Annotated in this window: 15 protein-coding genes and 1 tRNA gene; 3 read left to right on the forward strand and 13 right to left on the reverse strand. The window is 47.3% G+C overall.

The window, feature by feature from the left end; translation table 11 throughout:
• Positions 1-606: 606 nt before the first annotated feature.
• The gene (locus ACIDITHRIX25_RS85605; protein WP_152626102.1) at positions 607-1,227 is read left to right on the forward strand and encodes a hypothetical protein; all 621 of its coding nucleotides are present in this window, start codon (positions 607-609) and stop codon (positions 1,225-1,227) included.
• Here ACIDITHRIX25_RS85605 and ACIDITHRIX25_RS85610 read toward each other — a convergent pair.
• From ACIDITHRIX25_RS85610 to ACIDITHRIX25_RS000000104355, 5 genes are all read right to left on the reverse strand, one after another.
• Positions 1,184-1,492 (reverse strand): hypothetical protein, encoded by a 309-nt coding sequence (locus ACIDITHRIX25_RS85610; RefSeq protein WP_201733635.1) that lies wholly within the window; start codon positions 1,490-1,492, stop codon positions 1,184-1,186. The two genes, ACIDITHRIX25_RS85605 and ACIDITHRIX25_RS85610, sit on opposite strands and share 44 nt — an antisense overlap.
• A gap of 1,101 nt (positions 1,493-2,593) precedes the next feature.
• Positions 2,594-3,922 carry a hypothetical protein gene (locus ACIDITHRIX25_RS85615; RefSeq protein WP_201733636.1) on the reverse strand — a complete coding sequence of 443 codons (1,329 nt, stop codon included), beginning with the start codon at positions 3,920-3,922 and terminating at the stop codon, positions 2,594-2,596.
• Between the two features lie 77 nt (positions 3,923-3,999).
• Positions 4,000-4,734, reverse strand: a complete 735-nt coding sequence (locus ACIDITHRIX25_RS85620) for an ABC transporter ATP-binding protein (protein ID WP_201733637.1) — start codon at positions 4,732-4,734, stop codon at positions 4,000-4,002.
• Positions 4,735-6,668: 1,934 nt separating this feature from the next.
• Positions 6,669-6,741, reverse strand: a tRNA-Gln gene (locus tag ACIDITHRIX25_RS85625).
• Between the two features lie 246 nt (positions 6,742-6,987).
• Positions 6,988-7,794 carry a zinc ribbon domain-containing protein gene (locus tag ACIDITHRIX25_RS000000104355; protein WP_201733638.1) on the reverse strand — a complete coding sequence of 269 codons (807 nt, stop codon included), beginning with the start codon at positions 7,792-7,794 and terminating at the stop codon, positions 6,988-6,990.
• A gap of 211 nt (positions 7,795-8,005) precedes the next feature.
• On the opposite strand from ACIDITHRIX25_RS000000104355, the gene ACIDITHRIX25_RS85630 reads away from it, so the two are divergent.
• Together ACIDITHRIX25_RS85630 and ACIDITHRIX25_RS85635 are read left to right on the forward strand one after the other, a co-directional pair.
• Positions 8,006-8,176, forward strand: a complete 171-nt coding sequence (locus ACIDITHRIX25_RS85630) for a hypothetical protein (RefSeq protein ID WP_201733639.1) — start codon at positions 8,006-8,008, stop codon at positions 8,174-8,176.
• 541 nt (positions 8,177-8,717) lie between these two features.
• The gene (locus ACIDITHRIX25_RS85635) at positions 8,718-8,816 is read left to right on the forward strand and encodes a 30S ribosomal protein bS22 (RefSeq protein ID WP_082058765.1); all 99 of its coding nucleotides are present in this window, start codon (positions 8,718-8,720) and stop codon (positions 8,814-8,816) included.
• Positions 8,817-8,990: 174 nt separating this feature from the next.
• Here ACIDITHRIX25_RS85635 and ACIDITHRIX25_RS85640 read toward each other — a convergent pair whose 3' ends face one another.
• The 8 genes from ACIDITHRIX25_RS85640 to ACIDITHRIX25_RS85675 form a co-directional block, all read right to left on the reverse strand.
• Positions 8,991-9,893 carry a 4-(cytidine 5'-diphospho)-2-C-methyl-D-erythritol kinase gene (locus ACIDITHRIX25_RS85640; RefSeq protein WP_052606536.1) on the reverse strand — a complete coding sequence of 301 codons (903 nt, stop codon included), beginning with the start codon at positions 9,891-9,893 and terminating at the stop codon, positions 8,991-8,993.
• A complete protein-coding gene (rsmA, locus tag ACIDITHRIX25_RS85645) occupies positions 9,890-10,777 on the reverse strand; it encodes a 16S rRNA (adenine(1518)-N(6)/adenine(1519)-N(6))-dimethyltransferase RsmA (RefSeq protein WP_201733640.1) in 888 nt (295 codons plus the stop codon). Before rsmA ends, ACIDITHRIX25_RS85640 begins: the two co-directional genes overlap by 4 nt.
• Positions 10,778-10,821: 44 nt before the next feature.
• A complete protein-coding gene (locus tag ACIDITHRIX25_RS85650) occupies positions 10,822-11,376 on the reverse strand; it encodes a septal ring lytic transglycosylase RlpA family protein (protein WP_201733641.1) in 555 nt (184 codons plus the stop codon).
• Positions 11,377-11,941: 565 nt separating this feature from the next.
• Positions 11,942-12,748 carry a TatD family hydrolase gene (locus ACIDITHRIX25_RS85655; RefSeq protein WP_052606533.1) on the reverse strand — a complete coding sequence of 269 codons (807 nt, stop codon included), beginning with the start codon at positions 12,746-12,748 and terminating at the stop codon, positions 11,942-11,944.
• A gap of 11 nt (positions 12,749-12,759) precedes the next feature.
• A complete protein-coding gene (locus ACIDITHRIX25_RS85660) occupies positions 12,760-14,262 on the reverse strand; it encodes a class I tRNA ligase family protein (RefSeq protein WP_201733642.1) in 1,503 nt (500 codons plus the stop codon).
• Between the two features lie 1,198 nt (positions 14,263-15,460).
• Positions 15,461-16,366 carry a 16S rRNA (cytidine(1402)-2'-O)-methyltransferase gene (gene rsmI / locus ACIDITHRIX25_RS85665; protein WP_052606531.1) on the reverse strand — a complete coding sequence of 302 codons (906 nt, stop codon included), beginning with the start codon at positions 16,364-16,366 and terminating at the stop codon, positions 15,461-15,463.
• Positions 16,350-16,706 carry a hypothetical protein gene (locus tag ACIDITHRIX25_RS85670; RefSeq protein ID WP_052606530.1) on the reverse strand — a complete coding sequence of 119 codons (357 nt, stop codon included), beginning with the start codon at positions 16,704-16,706 and terminating at the stop codon, positions 16,350-16,352. Before ACIDITHRIX25_RS85670 ends, rsmI begins: the two co-directional genes overlap by 17 nt.
• Positions 16,707-16,907: 201 nt before the next feature.
• Entirely contained in the window at positions 16,908-18,074 is a 1,167-nt protein-coding gene (locus ACIDITHRIX25_RS85675) for a serine hydrolase domain-containing protein (protein ID WP_201733643.1), read from the reverse strand.
• Positions 18,075-18,416 lie beyond the last annotated feature (342 nt).

Here is an 18,416-nt window from a genome sequence, read left to right on the forward strand (position 1 = left end):
GCCGATCTTTCCCAGAACTCATTTCCACACACTGTATCTACAGATAGATCGATAGATTTGTCGAATTGGTTCCATCGAATTGGTTCATTTTTGAGGGCTGATGATTAGCGGTGACCGTCAGTGTATTTGCTGGTTCGAACTAGATCCAACTCCTATCATCCTTTCGCGCGCGAGATAGATGAAGGCGACACCAAACACATTAGGTTCCCCTCCATAACTATTGGCGCACCCTATTAATCTTCGAACTGGCACAACCTGATAAGGACCTAAGGCTTGCCGATGTCGCCTGCAGGACATAAGGTCACACAGGCTCATTAGAACTCTCGTTAAATCAGCCATCCATTCCACAAGATCCAAAGTGCATCACGCTACTTCAGTCAAGGAAAGGAAACTGCAAGAATGCAAAACCATGCAATGCAAAAGGGTCACGGAGAGCTAAAGATCGAGTCACGATAAACTCAATATCATGTAGTCGAAAAAGAGCGGAAATATCCGTATCGACCGTATTATCGACAGAATTATTTGCCATGGAACCTTAAAGTGATGAAATCGCCCAAATACGCCCGGTGGCAGGTCCGAAAGCGACTGACCCAAGGTCAATTGTTAGTGTGTTCTACGATCCTATTGTCCGCCTGTGGTACGTCGGTGGCGACCTCAAGCACTACGTTGACGCCACGAACCAGTATTACAACTACCTCTACAACACTTAGTGTTCCTAACTCCACCACCACAACCGCGGCGGTGACGACGAGTTTAGCCGCTACTGAGGCAAAATTGGAGTCCGATCAATCGCTATATCCTCCTCCTCTCGCTGGCACCAAATACTCTTCCTGTCCCAATCCCCTTGGAGTTGGTGCTGATGCAAATCCTACTGGGCAGCTGCGAACCTCCTTGATCCAGACGACCCGAGAGTGGCTCATGGCCTCTTCAATAGCGACGCGGCTTAGCTTATCGGATAGAGCCCTATGGGCCCAGGTCTCACTAGGACCCTCACAAAATCCAGTCATGTCTGCCGCGAGCGCAGAACACGTACAAATACAGATCTCTCGACCGACACCTCTTAGCGCCTACTCAGGTTGCTTCGCAAAGATAGTAAGAGACAGCCCCTTGATCGTGGTCTGCAATTCAGCAACCGCAACGGTAGCAGCCTGTGACCCAGGACTCTCCATTGAGCTATACGTTCTCAATCGATCAGGTCATTGGCTAATGTGGCAGGAACTTGCCTAGCAATAAATGTCATCTTGAACAATCGCATATAGCTATTTCCCACGAGGAGCCAATGGACAAATGGCCTAAGACCAGTGTTAGTCTGACGGTTGGCCTCGGCAGCTATAACACCTAGCCCATGGTCTTCGTCGAGATCAACAGGGCCTGCTTCGGCTGGGTCACCTGTCGCAGCATTCCACTCGATGGTACCGATCGTTCCACCGAGACCCTCCCGGGCGGCCACAGCCAAAAAGCCTGAACGGCCAAGATATAGCCCATTCACCATCTGCAATCACTCGAATACTACCACGGAGAGATCTCAGATGGATTATTTGCTTGGAGATAGCCAAGAACTGAAATTGGCTTCGTCCAAACTATCAACGCTGCCAAACGCCTTAGAAGTCGGCTAAAGGAATTCATCTGTCGAACTTTATAGATCCCCTGGAAACACCGGAGCAATTTGGCCCCAATCGGCTTGACTAGGTGGCCCCACTCTTAGACACAATATTTCCTATTATTGAGTTTATGGGAAACGACTCGAAAGATGGAAAAAGATGCTAACAGTGCAACTATATGAGACTATCAGAACCTCGCCAAATAAAGAAGGCATTTCCATAAGAGGTGCGGCAAATAGGTTCAAAGTTCACCCAAGTGTGGTATCGACGGGCGCTACTAAATTCAATGCCGCCAGAACGAAACGCTAGTTCTATTAGACGACCAAAACTAGGCCAGTACGAACTCATAGTTCGCAAAAGGTATCTTTAGAACTACCAACTCATGAGAATTTGGTTTTAAAAGTTTTCAACCGTCAGCTACCTGGCAATTGCGGTATCAAGAATTGGGTCAGCGACGATCTTCTCTAGAACACTGATCTTTATATTCGCCTTCTTTGTGAAAGTTACCCGTCGGTTCCCTTAAATGCATCGTAGGAATGTTTACCAAGTAGTATCCCGATCACAGCGCGATTGGATTTTAACGATAAATTGACAACATCACTTTGCGTTGCACCCTCACTGAGCACGTTCTCCTCATATGTGAGCTTCTTCAGCACAGCTGCTCAGCTGACCTCGGATGCATAGGGTATCTTCTTTGGAGTTCACAATAGTTTCTTCCTTGTACACCACGCATGCCAAACTCACACCAGCAGTTGGCCAATTAATCGGTGGCCTTGCGCTGAGGTCAACGAAGATGCCACCTTCAATCTCTTACCCATTTAGCCAACCATACCCGCGACATAACGATAAAACTGACGCCACAAATCGAAAGTAAGTCACTCTAACAATCAACTTGGCATCAAGTAGTTGGAAGCAACAATTGGAAAAATGCCCATCACCGGTAGACAGACAATCATAAAAAAACGGTCTCTTCCAAGCGGAACCAGCGTTCTTCAATTGGCCCAAAGGTAACGCAAAGGCTTGGAATTATTTAGCAAATGGCGGCCCGTGAAAAACGAGCTAAGAATAATTGCCAAAGACAAAATTGTCCCAAAAAGCGCATGGCTATAAGAGAGAGTTGCTAACCCAAACGGGATTGCCACCAGCACAAAAACCATAGATAATACCATTATCACAGTTCTTCGCTTTTTTGGACTCTCTGTTTTTGATGAATCGATATCGCCCGAACGAAAGACAAATTGTACTACTGAAGCAGCTATGAAGCTCGCGAAGGCCACTGCGAGACTGGTTACCATCTCAACGACAGCTAAATGGCCCAATGACGCTAACGCTACCAAAAGTGAAAGTACCCAAAAGGCAACTATCACGGGCAAAGATGAGATGATGCGCGAATACCATACCTTCGAGAGAGAGACGGGTGCTACGAACAACAACGGCAACCCTTTGACCCCAGTTAAGTAACGAAGTTGTGAAGCTCCCAATATCCCCGAAGCAATCGCCACTCCAGACATCCACATATGGTGTTGAAAAAAGGTGAAGGCAAATATCATAAGGATAGGGGCGATGAATTCAGCCCTTCGTCGCTTGTAGTAGATGGCCTCAACCCAATGAAGCATATTATTCAAACCATGAGGAGCGCTCTTTGAACGATAGATCTTGCTAGTTGACTTGAATTTCATAACCTTGATCTCTTCTTGCGAGCGCAAGGTGACAACGACACGCAAACAATAGCCACCAATGCCGATGATCATGGCGACAGCCACTATCGGAAATGCATGCGTGTTCAGAGTTCCAACGTCAAGAATTCCTTTCCCGACCTTCTCAAGCCAAGGTTTACTTTGCTTGCCAAAGATAGCCAAAGAGAGGAAACCGAGCATCATTATCAAAAAGCCAGCAAGGGCAAATACTTTTTGAGGCTCCTTTGGCTTGAATGTTTTGATCACCAATTCAAGTAGTGCAGAAAACCCAAAAGGCATACCAAAGAAGAATACAAAGGCGCAGGGGAAGATGACAAGACCTCCCAATGGCGATAGTCGAATCGCCACCAATATGCCCAAGGCTAAGCCAACACCAAATGAGCTGAGAAAGTGGTTGATACTTAACATCAATAGTACCCAAGCCGACTTGGCAGAAGAAGGAAGTGGAGAGATACCAATGATTCCTTGGGTGGTGGCTAACTTCTGGGTACTATATCCAACAACGGCCTGTGGCATTGAGTACAAGAACATAAATAGAACAACTTCCCCAAGGGGTCTTTCGAGACTCCTTCCGCCTCCAAGAAAAAAAATGAGCAAAACGCCCATCTGGATCACTGTTGACATAATCAAGGGAAACCAGTTTTGAAAGGATCGAAGCTGCCGTTTCAGCAAAAAGAGTTGCCAACGTATGACGAAGGAGATCATCGTTCAGTTCCTTTGGTCAAGGAAAAAAAGTAATTCTGAAGGTTGCTATGTGATTCGAGCAAGTTTTCATCAATACGTTGATCTGCCAGCAGAACCCCCTTGGACAAAATGAGTACGCGACTACAAATTCCTTCGGCCATTTCAAGCTGGTGCGTGGACAGAAGAATTGAATTACCAGATTCCACATATTCGCGAAATGTCTTTTGCATCTCCAAGATTCCGTCAGGATCTAGCCCTACGCTCGGTTCATCGGCCAACAGGAGATCAGGCTCGTGAACCAACTGCGCAATAAGTGCGATCTTTTGCTGCATTCCGTGAGAATATTGATCAGCTCTTTTGTAAATGGCACCAGTCAGCCGAAATCGCTCTAGATAGGGTTCTGCTCGGCACTTAGCCGTTTTGCCGTCGATACCATACATTCCAGCAACAAATTCCACGTACTCAATACCCGTCAGATAAGGTATGATCATAGGTTGCTCAGCCACATAACCAAAGTGTCTACGGGCATCTATGGGATCATCAGCAATGTCATAACCGCGATATGTGACGCTACCTTTCGAAGGCGCAACGAGACCGGTAAGCATTCGCATGGTAGAACTTTTGCCCGCACCGTTTGGACCTAATAGGCCTACAAGCTCACCTGGATAAATTTTCACAGTAAAGTTGTCTACGGCTGTAATCGTTCCATAGACCTGACTGAGTTCCTCCGCGTTCAAAATCGTTTGATTCATTGCGCTGTCTCTTCCGCATAGAAGCCCACTCTGTTTTTGCTCCTTTGATCCCATGCATTGCAATGATTTACGCTACGATAAGCCCGATAAGCTTCCAAACAAAAACCTATCTTAGGACCAAATGCACGCATCCGACGTATAAAAGAGCTCTAGTTCGCCAATTCAAAGAAATTTAACGATCCAGAATCAATCATTCTCATTCCTTTGAGATCATAGCGGACGAACTATCTCTTTTTAGGATTTCAACTCTAGTTAATGAGTTGGAAGGCTACCATTTAATTGATCCGCTACCAATGTGAGTCTTGTATCCATAATGCAGATGGAGGAAATTATTGTGAAGTCCAAAAGGCATACCCGTTCTACTCAAGGTAAGCAGGGCGCAGGTGCGCAAGAAGATCGCCGAAGGGGACAAGATGCTAAATGACAGTGCAACCATAAGTGAAGTTGCCGCTTTGCCATAAAAGCCCTAAGGCGCTGCAGTTACCGAGACAACCTGGTACCGATGGAAGGGTACCTACGCTGCATTGAAGGGAACCAAAGTAAAGCTTACTCATTGAACTTGAATCTAAAGAACCGTCGCCTAAAGAGCATCGTTGTCGACCTAACTCTTGATGTCTCCATGCTTAAGGAGGTGACGATAAGAAACTTCTAACCCTAAAATCTCACGTCTTTGGTAGTTCGCAAACTACAGATACGATTCGGGGTTTCTAAAGAGACGAGCCTGCAAAGTAGCAGGTCAAAATCGTTCTACGCAGCGTACCGTAGCACCTGAACGCAAAAGTGCAGATCTAGACGAAGAGATCACGCAACTCCTAAGAACGTTTGTCCTAGAACACAAGGCTCAGGGTTACAAAAGAGCATATCGCTACGTCATAGACAAGGGATACCATGTCAATATCAAAAAGGTAAGGTCTCTTTGGCGACAGGCTTAACAACCTACTACTACTTAACAAAAAGCTCTATGAATTTTCCTTAGAGTCGCTAACATATAGAAACAACCCGATCCAAAAATCACATTAATTTTGGACCATTAAATGGAGACCCGCCAGAGTGACCTTGTTTTTTAGCAATCCCTCTCCAGCAAAGACGCCATAGGACTGGCAACACCCTCTTTCGATGGCTCTTTGTCCACATTTAGCCATAATGCTCCTCTTTTGCTTTTAATCCACTGCCATGGCAATTACTCGTGCCTCGGGCACTAGAATTTCCGACTTTATCAAGCAGGAACACCTCCATTTGTTTAGTGCTCTAACAGAAATATTAGGTCACCAGACCAAACGGGTTCATATGATTTTGGCTAATCAGATTCGACCAGGCATGCGGGCAAATCGTAAATAAGCCGGGGCTTCCAATCACTCATCTCCTTGGCATTGCCAATTTCCTAACTTTCCCAAGCCCGCTAAAAAATCAAAACAGGAAAACCCTGGCTTCAAATGGTGAGAGCTAGATTACCCTGAATCGCCATTTCAACCCCGGATGGTCCTTTGGGGCCAGAAGCACAAAAGCCAATCATTTTCGGATTACAGGAGAAAGAACCCTCTGGAGGACAGCTCCCGGAAAATCTCCCAGCCACACGGTCTCAATAGTCAAAGAATCCCAAAAGCCAAAGTCATGGCATCCTGAACAACCTCAAAAAGTTCTCGATTGATCCGGTCATATTAGCCCAAAGATCAAGCATACGACTGGTCGAATGCGATAGCGGAACTTTCAACCACCGTAGCACTATCCGGCCTCGGTCTGCTGAGGGTTTGCCGTGGCCTTACCCACTGCACACATACTCAACTCTAATCGATGGCCCTAATGACCCCAGTGATAAGAGTACACCCCAATTCAGAGGGTGCGCATCAAAAGCATCTCAAAAGTTTTGAAACAAACAGCCTGAGTAGCTGCGCTAGAGATCAAGACACCTCGCTGCACGGCTATCGCTGGTATTGCTGGCGGACCAGGACTCGAACCTGGAACCTCCTGATCCAAAGTCAGGCGTTCTGCCAATTGAACTATCCGCCAATAGATCGCGCACGCGATTCAACATGAAAAGTCTAGCGAAAGTTCTCAAAACAAAGTACCTGCAATTTTCTAATAAATTGGAAAATTGAAAAAAAAGATCACCCAACGACCACTACCGCCGACTCAAGCCGAATCATGAGTCGGGATGAACGAAAAATAACAGAGAGGGTACGTGAACCTCCACGCCCTTACAGACGGGGCTTCTGGCTCCGTCTGTTTGGTTGGGGTTCCCTGACATCGCTCCCATCACGCCACCGGGACCGACTGGTCTGGTACTAATGAATTGGTACTGGTGGATGAGTTCGCTAGTTTCGGCTTGCTTGTCTGAGATGTCTCAGACAAGGCCCGGTTCTGGGCACTACTTCGGGCTCTGGCCTTAGGGCACTGCACCTTTTGGTGTGTCTTGCGTTGATCGGGTGACCAATGTTTTTCAGCTCGAAGATACGTGACTAAGATTGTTGTATCTAGTCCAATTGGAGAGTGCTCTGCGTATATCGCCTTCTGGAGAATGTTTATTGCTCCTAGGGCGTCTCGATGACAGCTGAACCCACAGATAGGGCTCTTGCATCGGTAGTGCCGACCTGATGGTCGGTTGCGTCTTAAACACGCTAGACAAGTTTGGCTAGAGTATGACTCGTCCTGGTGAACCAACTCTAGCTTGGTCTTTTCTTGTAGATAGCGCCCTTGGCGTCCTCTCGACCACTGGAATAGTTGCTGGCGACCGTGGCGACCCATGGATCGTTTGGCTTTACTATGTTTTTCTATCCCTCTTACGTCACCAACTATGAGTGTGGCGGTGTTGTGGTTAATGACGTGATTGGCCGCCTTGTGCGAGACTTGATGGTCAAAATCACAAAGTGCTAGCTTTGTCTTAAAGTTGACTTTCTTCTTCGCCGCAACTAGACGGCGATGCCTAGGTGATCCATTCTTACACTTGCTGATCTTATGTTGGAGCTTGCCTATGGCCTTATTTCTTTGGGAATTGATTGCTCGGGCTTTGCCAGCTGAATGACAAGTTCCTCCTTTTAGAACAGTTAAATTCGGCGACCTCATGTCGCACGCCTGTTACTGGCCATAGGGTTGATGATTTTCTCGTCTATAGCGGTGGTGGCATCTCCATGTGAGCCTTCACGCACCGTCTTGTAAGGGATATGGAGGCTGAAGCGTCTGTGGTCTTGGTCCCAACACAGTTGTATCTCACCCCCATAGCTTGGGTTAACACTTCAGGGTCAACATTCTTGTTAGACATAAGAGTCCAAAATAGTTGGAATCGCTACGTCAATACGTGGACGGCCTCTTCCTAGTGATAGGTGGAGTTGGCCTTTGGAGATACGCCAACCGTACCCCCTTAAGTACGATAGAGCTGAGAACGATAGAGCTGAGAACGATAGAGGGCGGTAGTTCTTCTTGCGCCAAGGAGATCGAACTTTCATAGCTGTTTTACTGTTCGTCCTAAAGGTGGTTATGACCTCGTGTAAATCATGTGCAATTATTTCAGTGGTATGGGCGTGCAGTGGACGATCTTGTCGATCTAGCGAGTTGAGAAACCTTTGGATGTCATACTTGTTCGCAGAGCGTTTGGCTTTCTACTCTCCTTGACACCTAGGGCCATGAACCCAATCGACGCCTTGGTTCCATGACAGTGCTGCGTTGTGGTATGAACGGACCAATTGGCTGATCGACTTAAATCCAATGACAAAGATACCCAAATGATGACCACTACAAAAAGTAGATGAGCGAGGCTAGGTCGATACCATGGCCATGAGATCTCAGCCGTCACCACAGACTCTCAGCTTGATAATCAAAATATAAGTTATTCATAAGCCACAAACAGAATACTCCCAAGCCGATCATCGAGGAATTACGGACGATTTCAAGCTAAAAACGACGAAAACAGGAGGTTCGAGAACAAATTATCTAAAAACCGCCCTTCGATTACACATCGAGCTCAATTAGCGGCTAGCTTTTATCTTTCTATGGGATCACTTATTAAAAAACGAAGAAAGCGCATGCGCAAGAAGAAGCATAAGAAGATGATGAAGGCCACACGCTGGCAGCGTAGGGCTGGTAAATAGCTGATTTAGGGCTATAGATGCATTTGCTAAAATATGGCCCTAAACTCAAATTCCCGATCATTGCACAAAAGCTACATTTAAATAACCCACTACAGCGGTGATGAGCAAAATGATGACCGTTATTATCTATTTAATATGATCGAGGCTCAATCATCAGCTTCACTGAGTTCAACCTCAATCAAGATCCGACCGATGAACCTCTTGTACACTAACCGCTAAAACCGCCCCAAGACCATCGTCGCCAAAATCAACGTAACTCCATTCAGCACCCGCAACTTCACCCATCGCCCTTAGGTCCAAATCGTCAAAGTCTCCATTACAAAAGTACGTAGAGCCAGAGCCAGCCATGCTCGGCACCCTTTTAAACCGATCGGTCAACGCACTGCGATAACGACCAAGGATGGGAGACACAGCAATCGCTGCAGATTCAAGATCATTTTCGAATTCTCCAAGCTCACCCAAGGAGTCAAGGTTCGGACCCATCTCATCGAATCGTCGATAGACCTGGGGTGTAGAAGAATGCACAGGGAGCAAAAACAATACGAACTTATCGCGCCGGGCCACCCCAGGAGCAAATACTTCACCAATACCGCTAATGAAAGCTCGATCGACCCCAACGCAAAAAGGAACATCTGCACCGATTCTAAGAATTGCACTGGAAAGTTCAGAGGCATTGAGCAATGGTTCATACTTTGAAGTGCAATACCTAATCATTGCTGCCACATCACTCGAACCGCCACCAAGACCACCACCGGGAGGTATCCTCTTGTACACAATACAGTGGCCCCCCATTCCAAACAATGCAGCCCCTTTTGTTATGGTATTGGAGGAATCTAGAGCGACTGAGCAGATGTTGAAATCAATCTCCTCAGAGCCGAACGAGTCAACAATAGAAAGGTCAAGCGCAGAACCAGAAGCAGGTTCGTATTCCAAGGTATCAAATAAAGAGACCGACACCATCTCGGAGTCGATCAAATGATATCCGTCGTCACGTAGACCAATCACCTTCAAACCCAAAGTCAATTTTGCTGGCGCGTAAAGTAAATTAGGAGATCGCTCTAAGCCAAACCATCTCATTGTTGGTCCACAACTCCGTTCTCAGGGCCCTGGTAGCCTTGCCTCGCCAACCAATCTCCCAGATCCAGCCATTGGGTGGTCGTAACTTCCTCAGCTCGCTTTTCCTGCGAAATCTCAAGCGCTACCATACCTGCTCTTATCATCGGATCAGTTAAGTTTCTTCTCAGCATCTGGCGACGATGGCTGAAGCCAATCCTAGCAATCGAAAATGCGATATCGATTGCACCAGAAGAATAGCGAGATACATTACGACTCGTTGGCTTTAATACAATTACAGACGAAGTAATATTTGGCTTGGGCACAAAGGCATCATTGGAAACGTCTAACTCAACCTTTGAGTCGCAATAGACCGCGAGTTTAAGCGAGACAAAAGAACAGTTTTTACCGCCAGGAACTGCACACAATCGGTGAGCTACTTCCTTTTGAACTAAGAAAGATAGACTCTCTAAACTGCTTGGCCTTTCAACCAAAGAAAGTATCAGGGGCACGGATATGTTATATGGGAGATTACCGGCGACTGTTCTAATTTGTCTATCATCACAGTAGCCCAGAATATCAAAGAGAAGCGCGTCTCCATTTATAACCTCAACATTTGAGATCTCTCGGCGGGCCAATACTTTCTGTAACGACTCGGCAATCTTTTCATCTTTCTCCAGCACAACAACGTCTTGTCCCAGAGTTGCTAAAAAAACGGTTAGAGATCCTAGACCAGGTCCAATCTCGAAGATTCTTCGTCCATCTGGATCTGCCAAGCGTGCAATTGCGGTTGCGACGCTCGAATCGATTAAGAAATTCTGCCCTAGTGATCTCTTCGGAGAAAGCGAGGCATCTCCAAGGAGAGCTGCGATCTCACTCTTGGTTATGCCCACATCTTTTATATTCAACCCAGACCGCCTAGCATTATTAGATTCAATCTATCTAAGGTTAGCTACCAGGAGATCTTCACGGGTATCAGACCATTCGACAAAGAAGACAGCTGAGAGAATACATCCGGCGAAAGATCTATAACCCGCCCAGTTACATAGGGTCCTCGGTCATCTACCCTACAGGTAGTCGACTTGCCTGTAGATAGGTCAGTAATCGTAATAATCGTCCCAAAAGGAGCCGACAGGTTAGCACAACTGCCAAAGAACGTTGCGTACCAAGAACCGATGCCACTCATGACGTGAGTCAGCGCTGACGACACTACCACCGGCGCTGGCGGCACTACCACCGGCGCTGGCGGCACTACCACCGGCGCTGGCGGCACTACCACCGGCGCTGGCGGCACTACCACCGGCGCTGGCGGCACTACCACCGGCGCTGGCGGCACTACCACCGGCGCTGACGGCAACGCAACTGTCACTGGAATCGCTGGCGATACCACAGTCGAAATTAAGGCCACATCGATAGGCATAAGGGCTCCAAACGAGAGAGCCTCTACAGGGACGTTTGATGGATGGCTTTTATTAGCCACTGCATTAGTCAGGGCTTTTGCACTCATGATCGATAGATTGCGCCTACCAAGCGAGAGATTCTGGCCTTGTGGATCGGATAATTTGGGTGCAATCGCGCTGATTTGCGACCCACTTTTAGAGTTAAAAGTAGAGTTATGATTTTGGAGAAGTTGCGGTGAAATTAAGGTTGCGCTAAAACTTAATGGCAATACGACATAACTTCTCCAGTAGTTTTGAACCGTCAAGTGTAAACCTTTCGAGCGTTCAGTACGACTGGATAGAACTATTCGTGTGTCTTGGGCGTTATCGCTTCACTTTCTTTTGGGCCAAAACTATTTTTGGCATGCAATTAGCTGCAACTCGAGATCAAAGAGTTAGTCCTCTCCCGGAATGGAGGACAAATGCAACTAGTCGCTACGAGCAAGAAGGCGCCTAAATCCTCGTATTGATTATTACGAGAACTGGCTTGCCGCTCTCTGGGGAAACTACCTTTTCTCTGGCGTCTCCGCGGCTCTATATAAACTACCATAAGTTGGACCAAACAAGGTCAATTACTATCAAAAACCTATGCAACCAGCACTTTAATGCGCCAAAATAAGATGAGCAAACTTCCTAGCCTAGCGCAAAGGTACGCAGGGTATTTTCAAAAGTTTGCCTAGAAAAGACAAGGGGATCCATCGCCTTTAAATTAGCGATAAACCCACCCGTTAGTGAAACAAAGTGAGGAACATTCGGCTTCCCTCGGTGTGGAACCGGAGTAAGAAATGGCGAATCTGTCTCAATAATAATCCTATCCATGGGGCAAATCTTGGCAGCTTCCGCATTCAATTGAGCGGTTTTAAAAGTGACAATTCCAGAGAAAGAGATCATCGATTCAAAGGTCAAACATCGTTCCATTTCAGCTGGTCCCCCGGTGAAACAGTGAAGCACATAGGGATGATTTGGATAATTCTCCATTATGGAAAAGGTATCTTCCCAGGCATCTCGAGTGTGAATCACGACCGGAAGACCCAACTCTGCGGCCAAAGCGATCTGTCTATCAAAGATATCTCTCTGGGTGGCTCGGTCACTGTAGTCATAAAAATAGTCGAGGCCGCATTCACCAACTCCACAGATCAAATCAGGGAAATTTGTCTTAGCCTCCTTAGCAAAGTCAGAAAAACCCCCAAATTGATCGCCAGCAACCTCCTCGGCATCGTGAGGATGAATACCGACAGTTGCGCCAAATATCATACCTTCAAAGTCAAGGGCTACCTTGGAGGTAACATCGACCGCTTGACGAGAGGTGGCGAAAGTCGTACCTACGTTGATCAATCCGCCCAGATTATTTTGGCGGCACTCCTCGATTATCTCATTTGGACTCTGTGCCTCCTGGATATGACAATGTGAATCAAACCATAGGGGTTCTAAATCTAGCATTTTACTCCTACCTAGCTAATTCTGGGGAACAAGGGCTTAGCCTTTAGCACCTTAGCCCCACCTTGATACTCACCCCAGGACAATTGACCACTAAAGTCAAAGTCTATAATTGTTGGATCGATTCCAATAGCACTCAGGATTGTGCGGGACGATCGTACTAGAACCGGAGAGGTCAAAAGTGCTACGAGACGCAGCACTTCAAGGGCGTCTCCGAGTATCTCACCCAGTTCGTTTAGGTCACTGACCTTCCATGGAGCTCTATCCTCTAGAACCGAATTTGTATATCGAACTAGATTTTGAACTTCCTCTAAGGCCCGGGACGATGCATAGCCATTCCAAAAGTCCCGCGCACGATCGACATGTCCCTGTACGATCGAGGAGTCGATAACCCGTCCGGTCGAAGAGGGAGAGATGGAATCTAAAGAGCGCTCCACAATGTTAGTTACCCGCGATAGCAAATTACCGATATTGTTCGCCAATTCAACGTTGTAACGTTGCTCAAGAGCTTCAAGTGAAAAGTCACCATCTGAACCTAATGCATGCTCGCGCATCAGGTAGTATCGGACCGCCTCAACGCCATAGGTCTCTACCAAGTTGATCGGGTCCACTCCGTTCCCGCCAGATTTTGCCATCTTCTCGCCTTGAACCAGAAGCCAACCATGCACCAGTGCCTGAGTTGGTGGCTTCAAACCGGCCGCCATGCACATAGCTGGCCACCAGACGCAGTGAAACCTAATAATGTCTTTGCCAATAAGATGATGTGAATTCGCCCACCGCGCCTCAAACTTTGGGCCACCTTCTCCATAACCTATTCCAGTCAGATAATTGATCAAGGCATCAAACCAGACGTAACAGACATGACGTTCATCCCAGGGAAGCGGAATTCCCCAAGAAATTGAGGTACGGGAGATAGATATGTCCTGTAAACCTCCTCTTACAAACGAGAGGGCTTCATTCTTTCTAAAATCGGGAAATACGACGTCATTACCGCTTTCGTACCACTTCAAGATATCTTCTTGAAATGCGGAAAGTCGAAAAAAATAGTTCTCTTCAGCCATTACAGAAAGTGGTCGCTTATGGACCGGACACATCCCCGATTCCATTTCAGCATCGCTATAGTAAGCCTCGCAGGAGACACAGTAGTGGCCCTCGTATTTGGCTAAATAGATATACCCATTGTCATAAACCGCCTGCAGGAACTTCTGCACCGATACCCTGTGGCGATTCTCGGTAGTACGAATGAAGTCGTCATATGTGACCTCTAGTTTTGACCATGCATTCCTAAAGCGACCAGAGTAGGAGTCACACCAGTCTTCGACAGACATATTGGCCTTTTCAGCAGACTCTGCGACCTTCTGGCCATGCTCGTCTGTGCCCGTGAGGAAATACACGTCGTCGCCCATTCCTCTATGCCACCTTGAAAAAGAGTCGGCATTGATCATGGTATATGCATGGCCCAGATGAGGTACGTCGTTCACATAATATATCGGCGTCGAGATGAAGTAATCTGGCACGGTGACTTCCTTGCAATGGACTTCCAGTTGTTTGGAAGTTGATCCCGCCCAATTGAAAGTCACTTATTAATTGAAACTTTTACCATATAAGATTAGGAGTCCGATCGACAAAGGCGGGTTGTTCGGCGGGTTTCTACCTCAACTGCTACCTAGTATCTCGTTTAGGCCAGCGCAAAGAACACTGACTAACCTACTTCATCAAGTAGGATCCTCCCAGGCAAGTGATTAAATTAAATCGCCTTTAGATCGATCCCTTCAACCGACAAGATCAAAGTAACTATCGGGCACATTGATAAATTACCCATCTTTGAGTTGAAGTACCAACAAATGAAATTCCATAACTGACACCGATCATGTCCCAGTTTCCTCATGTCCCAGTTTCCTCATGTCCCAGTTTGTAGAGTGGCGGGAGGGATCTTCCCCCTCCCGTTCCCGTCAAACCGGACGTGAAAGTATCCCTTCATCCGGCTTCTCGCTCGCAACTGCTTTGTGTTAGCTCCTCCTCGTTGCTGAGTTGGCTAGTCCATTGCAGTCCGTTCGCCTTTAGCCTTTACTCAAAGTCTCATTACAAGACCCACGTCGCTAATACACCCCAGTCCGCCCCGCTGCGTAGCATCCGGTACTCTTACCTTTTGCTTTTGGCCTCGGCATACTCCCGCTCTCTCTGTTTCCAAAGGGACAACTACACGACTGGTTCCTTAAGTTCAACATGAAAGCCCATCTTGGGACCCTCCTGTGTTCACCCCTACTGTGTCCACCCCTACTGTGCTCATGCCACCTTTGCACGAAACCTTTGTCTGGCCAAGAACGAGACAACCTGCCAAGCTTATCCCAAGGATATGAGCCGACCTTGGTTCTGATGTCAACCATCTGGGTTTCGATGCGTCATCGGATGGTACGCTTTCGCTCATCTTCGTAGTACTTACCCAACGGAGGTATCTCCGCCTTTTAACAAAACGCTCGCCACCTTAGGCTCTTTACCAACGCAGCTTGTGCCGGTTTGATATCCCTTTCTCGTAAGTTGGATATCGAAAGGCCAGGGAGCTAAAATCTCCTTCTGTCATCTTTCAAATTGCATTGCTTGGCCAGCGACCTCAAAGGTCGACTTATGGTTAGCATTCACAGCACACGATCATGGCCAAGTTTGCTCAGGCCCCAGTTGGCGTCGAGGGTATCTAGGGTCACTTGAACACCTCTGTCAATTCTCAGAAGATCGACCGCCTCCATCGTCTCCCAAAAGTCCATAAGCTGCAGATCGAGAAATTGATGCTAACTTAGTCAGTCGACGTGCCTTTTCGGATCGAGAAAGTGTTACGTCTCTTACCACCTTGATGATCTCGATCGCATGATCCTCCTCTATTTGCCTTGGTTGATTAGAGGTCGATGGTACAACAAGGACATACTCACCCTTGGGTGAGAGCACCCGCTCATGTTCGAGCAACTCTTTGACACTAAGGTCGATTCGAGATTGAAATAACTTTGTCATCTCTCTGCAAAGAACGACTCGAGACAGCTCGCCGATAACGTCACCTAGTATTTTTAAGGTTCTCTGTAAATCGTGTGGTGCAACGTAAGCAACGACAGAACAACCACTATTTGCAGCACTTGAAAAGACAGTTTCAAAGCGATCTTTCGCCAAGGGCATAAATCCGACAAACATATACGGCCCATTCACCACACCAGAGAGTGCAACTGCCATTGATTCAGCCGACGGCCCTGGTGCTACATCGATCTTGAAACCATTCCTAATAACGAGATCAGCCAATTGAGAGCCGGGATCCGAGATAGCTGGCATTCCGGCATCGGTAACAAATCCTACGTCGTTACCGTCTCTAAGTTCACGCAGAATCGCCTGCTCTCCTGATGTGCGGTCATGATCGGAATATCTAAAGACGCGCCTATTGGAAGCACCTATGTGTGACAAAAGGGCCTTGGTCTTTCGCGTGTCTTCTGCAAAGATTACCTCTATCTCGCCAAGAAGTCGCTTAGCTCGAATTGTTATATCCTCGAGATTACCTATCGGTGTGCCAATTAGATATAGACACGGCGTGGAATTGGTGGCCTCACCGTCTCTCTTTTCTTGCCTATTAATCTCTGATTTCAAGCTGGTCCCCGATGTGGATGTCTAATTTGGCCGCGATGCGAATCGGGATATAAAAGGTCAAGGTATCGCCGAGAACGGGAATCCCGATACGATTACGCTTTAGCCTTCTGATTGAATTTACCTTAAGGTCGCCATCCGAACGCACCAAAAGCACATCCCCAGAATGAAAAAAAGAATTTATAAAAGTTCGGCCTCGCACTATGACAACTTCGTCCTTATCAAGCGTCGAGCTCCTCAGTGTCGCATTTACCTTCTTGGTCGAATCGAAAATTAGAGCACTCGCCAGAACTTGTGCATCCTTTAGTAACCATCCCATATCAACAAACCCCCGTGGATGCATTTGCAGCCAAACGCGCTAGCTGGTCGTGCGAACCAACCAAATAAATAAATATAGATAATGATCGATTTGCCAGCCGTCTACGTGAAATCATCAAATCAAACAGGTTTCGACTCAACGATCCCACCAACCTTCAAAGTTTGTCACCTCAGCATTTCATGGTTATCTAAAAGGAGGAGGCTCCCATTGGCGACACTTCACAACCTAGCCCAATACTCGATATAGCGCAGCGGCCAAAGCATTTGATCGCGAGTCGTCAATTAAAGCATTTGCCATTCGATTCATGGCATAGCCAAAACCTATACGTGCATCCAGATCACCAAAGCCAAGGCTCCCACCGGCTCCAGGATGGCCAAACGCGCTAGCTGGCAGCGACTCGCCAAGCATTGGCGCCAATGCAAACCCCATGCCAAAGGCAGTCTCGACACCCAAAACTTCATCGATTCCCCTAGAGCGTGGAATGATCGCTTCACGCACAATTTCGTCGCTAAGTAACCTCACCCCGTTATGACCAAATACGACTCCTTTGTAAATTTGCGCCAAAGACAAAGCTGAGGTCATTGCGCTTGAGGAGGGCATAGCCAGTGATCTGTAGGCAAGACTATTCCATCGCTGATCGTATGCAAATAGCCTTCCTGGACCATGGAAAGCACTAATGGATACCTCAGCTAGGCCAGCACTTCGCTCCATCTCGATCAGCTGATCTACGTCAGCCGCGACCGGATCGGTTACTAAATCAGCTATCTCGCCTTCAAGTGAGTCATTCCACTCCAAGGCGACGCTGACACCTAGCGGAGATGTGACCGTCTCAGAAATCGCAGAAGCAACACTGGTCGAATACAGCCTTCGCAGCAGCTCCCCATGTATCCAGCCAAAGGTTCTCATATGGTAGCCATGCCGTGATCCTGGCTCCCAAATAGGCCGCTGTCTTTCAATAGCAGCTATAACCTTATCCCAGTTAGTAACGTCTTGGATTGACAGAAGCTCATCATCGACGATGGCTACGCCTGATCGATGAGTCAAAGTGTCATAAAGAGTGATAGAGGCCTTTCCCGAATCCCCAAAATTAGGCCACACCTGCGAAATTGGTGTGTCATAACCAATTAGTCCCTGCGAAATTGCTACATGAATCGCAATCGCAGTGATTCCCTTTGTGGAGGAAAATACTATAACAGGGGTTTGACTCGTAAATGGTTTGGTTCGGCCCAAGTCTCGGTATCCCCTTGAAATATCTACCACCTTGATGTCACCGATGTAGGCCACAACCGCGGCACCAACTTCAAGGTTCTCGTCAAAATGGCGACGAAAAACGTCGGCCACTTCGCCAAAGCCCTCATCTACGAATTCTCTATCATCACTTTTTTGATTCATCTCCCCACGCTAGCCCATCGAAATCACTCGCGAATTGAAAAGATCACCCTCGTTTAAAAAAAAGCTCTGTGCAAAATTAAGGTTGGAAAGGGTACATCCCGTTGCTCGAGCTGACCTGACCCACACAGCACCACCAAGGTTGGGTTTTGCGAGCCATAATCGAGTAGATTCCTAGCTTCAGTGGTTGGGACGCCTATTCTCCCGCTGTCGGCCAACCTAGTCGTACTCCACATCTTGTGGGATTCTTTGGCGTGTGGCACCTTTGCCCGGAGGATCTCAACACTATACCCTGAGCCATTGCGATTGGCGATTTTGATCAGACCGTTCAGACTCTCCGTGTAA

Source organism: Acidithrix sp. C25, assembly GCF_904848545.2.

Excerpts from the sequence above, each read along its gene's own strand:
- ACIDITHRIX25_RS85610 (WP_201733635.1), bottom strand. The coding sequence starts at position 1,492 with ATGGTGAATGGGCTATATCTTGGCCGTTCAGGCTTTTTGGCTGTGGCC.
- ACIDITHRIX25_RS85615 (WP_201733636.1), bottom strand. The coding sequence starts at position 3,922 with ATGTCAACAGTGATCCAGATGGGCGTTTTGCTCATTTTTTTTCTTGGA.
- ACIDITHRIX25_RS85620 (WP_201733637.1), bottom strand. The coding sequence starts at position 4,734 with ATGAATCAAACGATTTTGAACGCGGAGGAACTCAGTCAGGTCTATGGA.
- ACIDITHRIX25_RS000000104355 (WP_201733638.1), bottom strand. The coding sequence starts at position 7,794 with ATGAGGTCGCCGAATTTAACTGTTCTAAAAGGAGGAACTTGTCATTCA.
- ACIDITHRIX25_RS85635 (WP_082058765.1), top strand. The coding sequence starts at position 8,718 with ATGGGATCACTTATTAAAAAACGAAGAAAGCGCATGCGCAAGAAGAAG.
- ACIDITHRIX25_RS85640 (WP_052606536.1), bottom strand. The coding sequence starts at position 9,893 with ATGAGATGGTTTGGCTTAGAGCGATCTCCTAATTTACTTTACGCGCCA.
- ACIDITHRIX25_RS85650 (WP_201733641.1), bottom strand. The coding sequence starts at position 11,376 with ATGAGTGCAAAAGCCCTGACTAATGCAGTGGCTAATAAAAGCCATCCA.
- ACIDITHRIX25_RS85655 (WP_052606533.1), bottom strand. The coding sequence starts at position 12,748 with ATGCTAGATTTAGAACCCCTATGGTTTGATTCACATTGTCATATCCAG.
- ACIDITHRIX25_RS85670 (WP_052606530.1), bottom strand. The coding sequence starts at position 16,706 with ATGCATCCACGGGGGTTTGTTGATATGGGATGGTTACTAAAGGATGCA.
- ACIDITHRIX25_RS85675 (WP_201733643.1), bottom strand. The coding sequence starts at position 18,074 with ATGAATCAAAAAAGTGATGATAGAGAATTCGTAGATGAGGGCTTTGGC.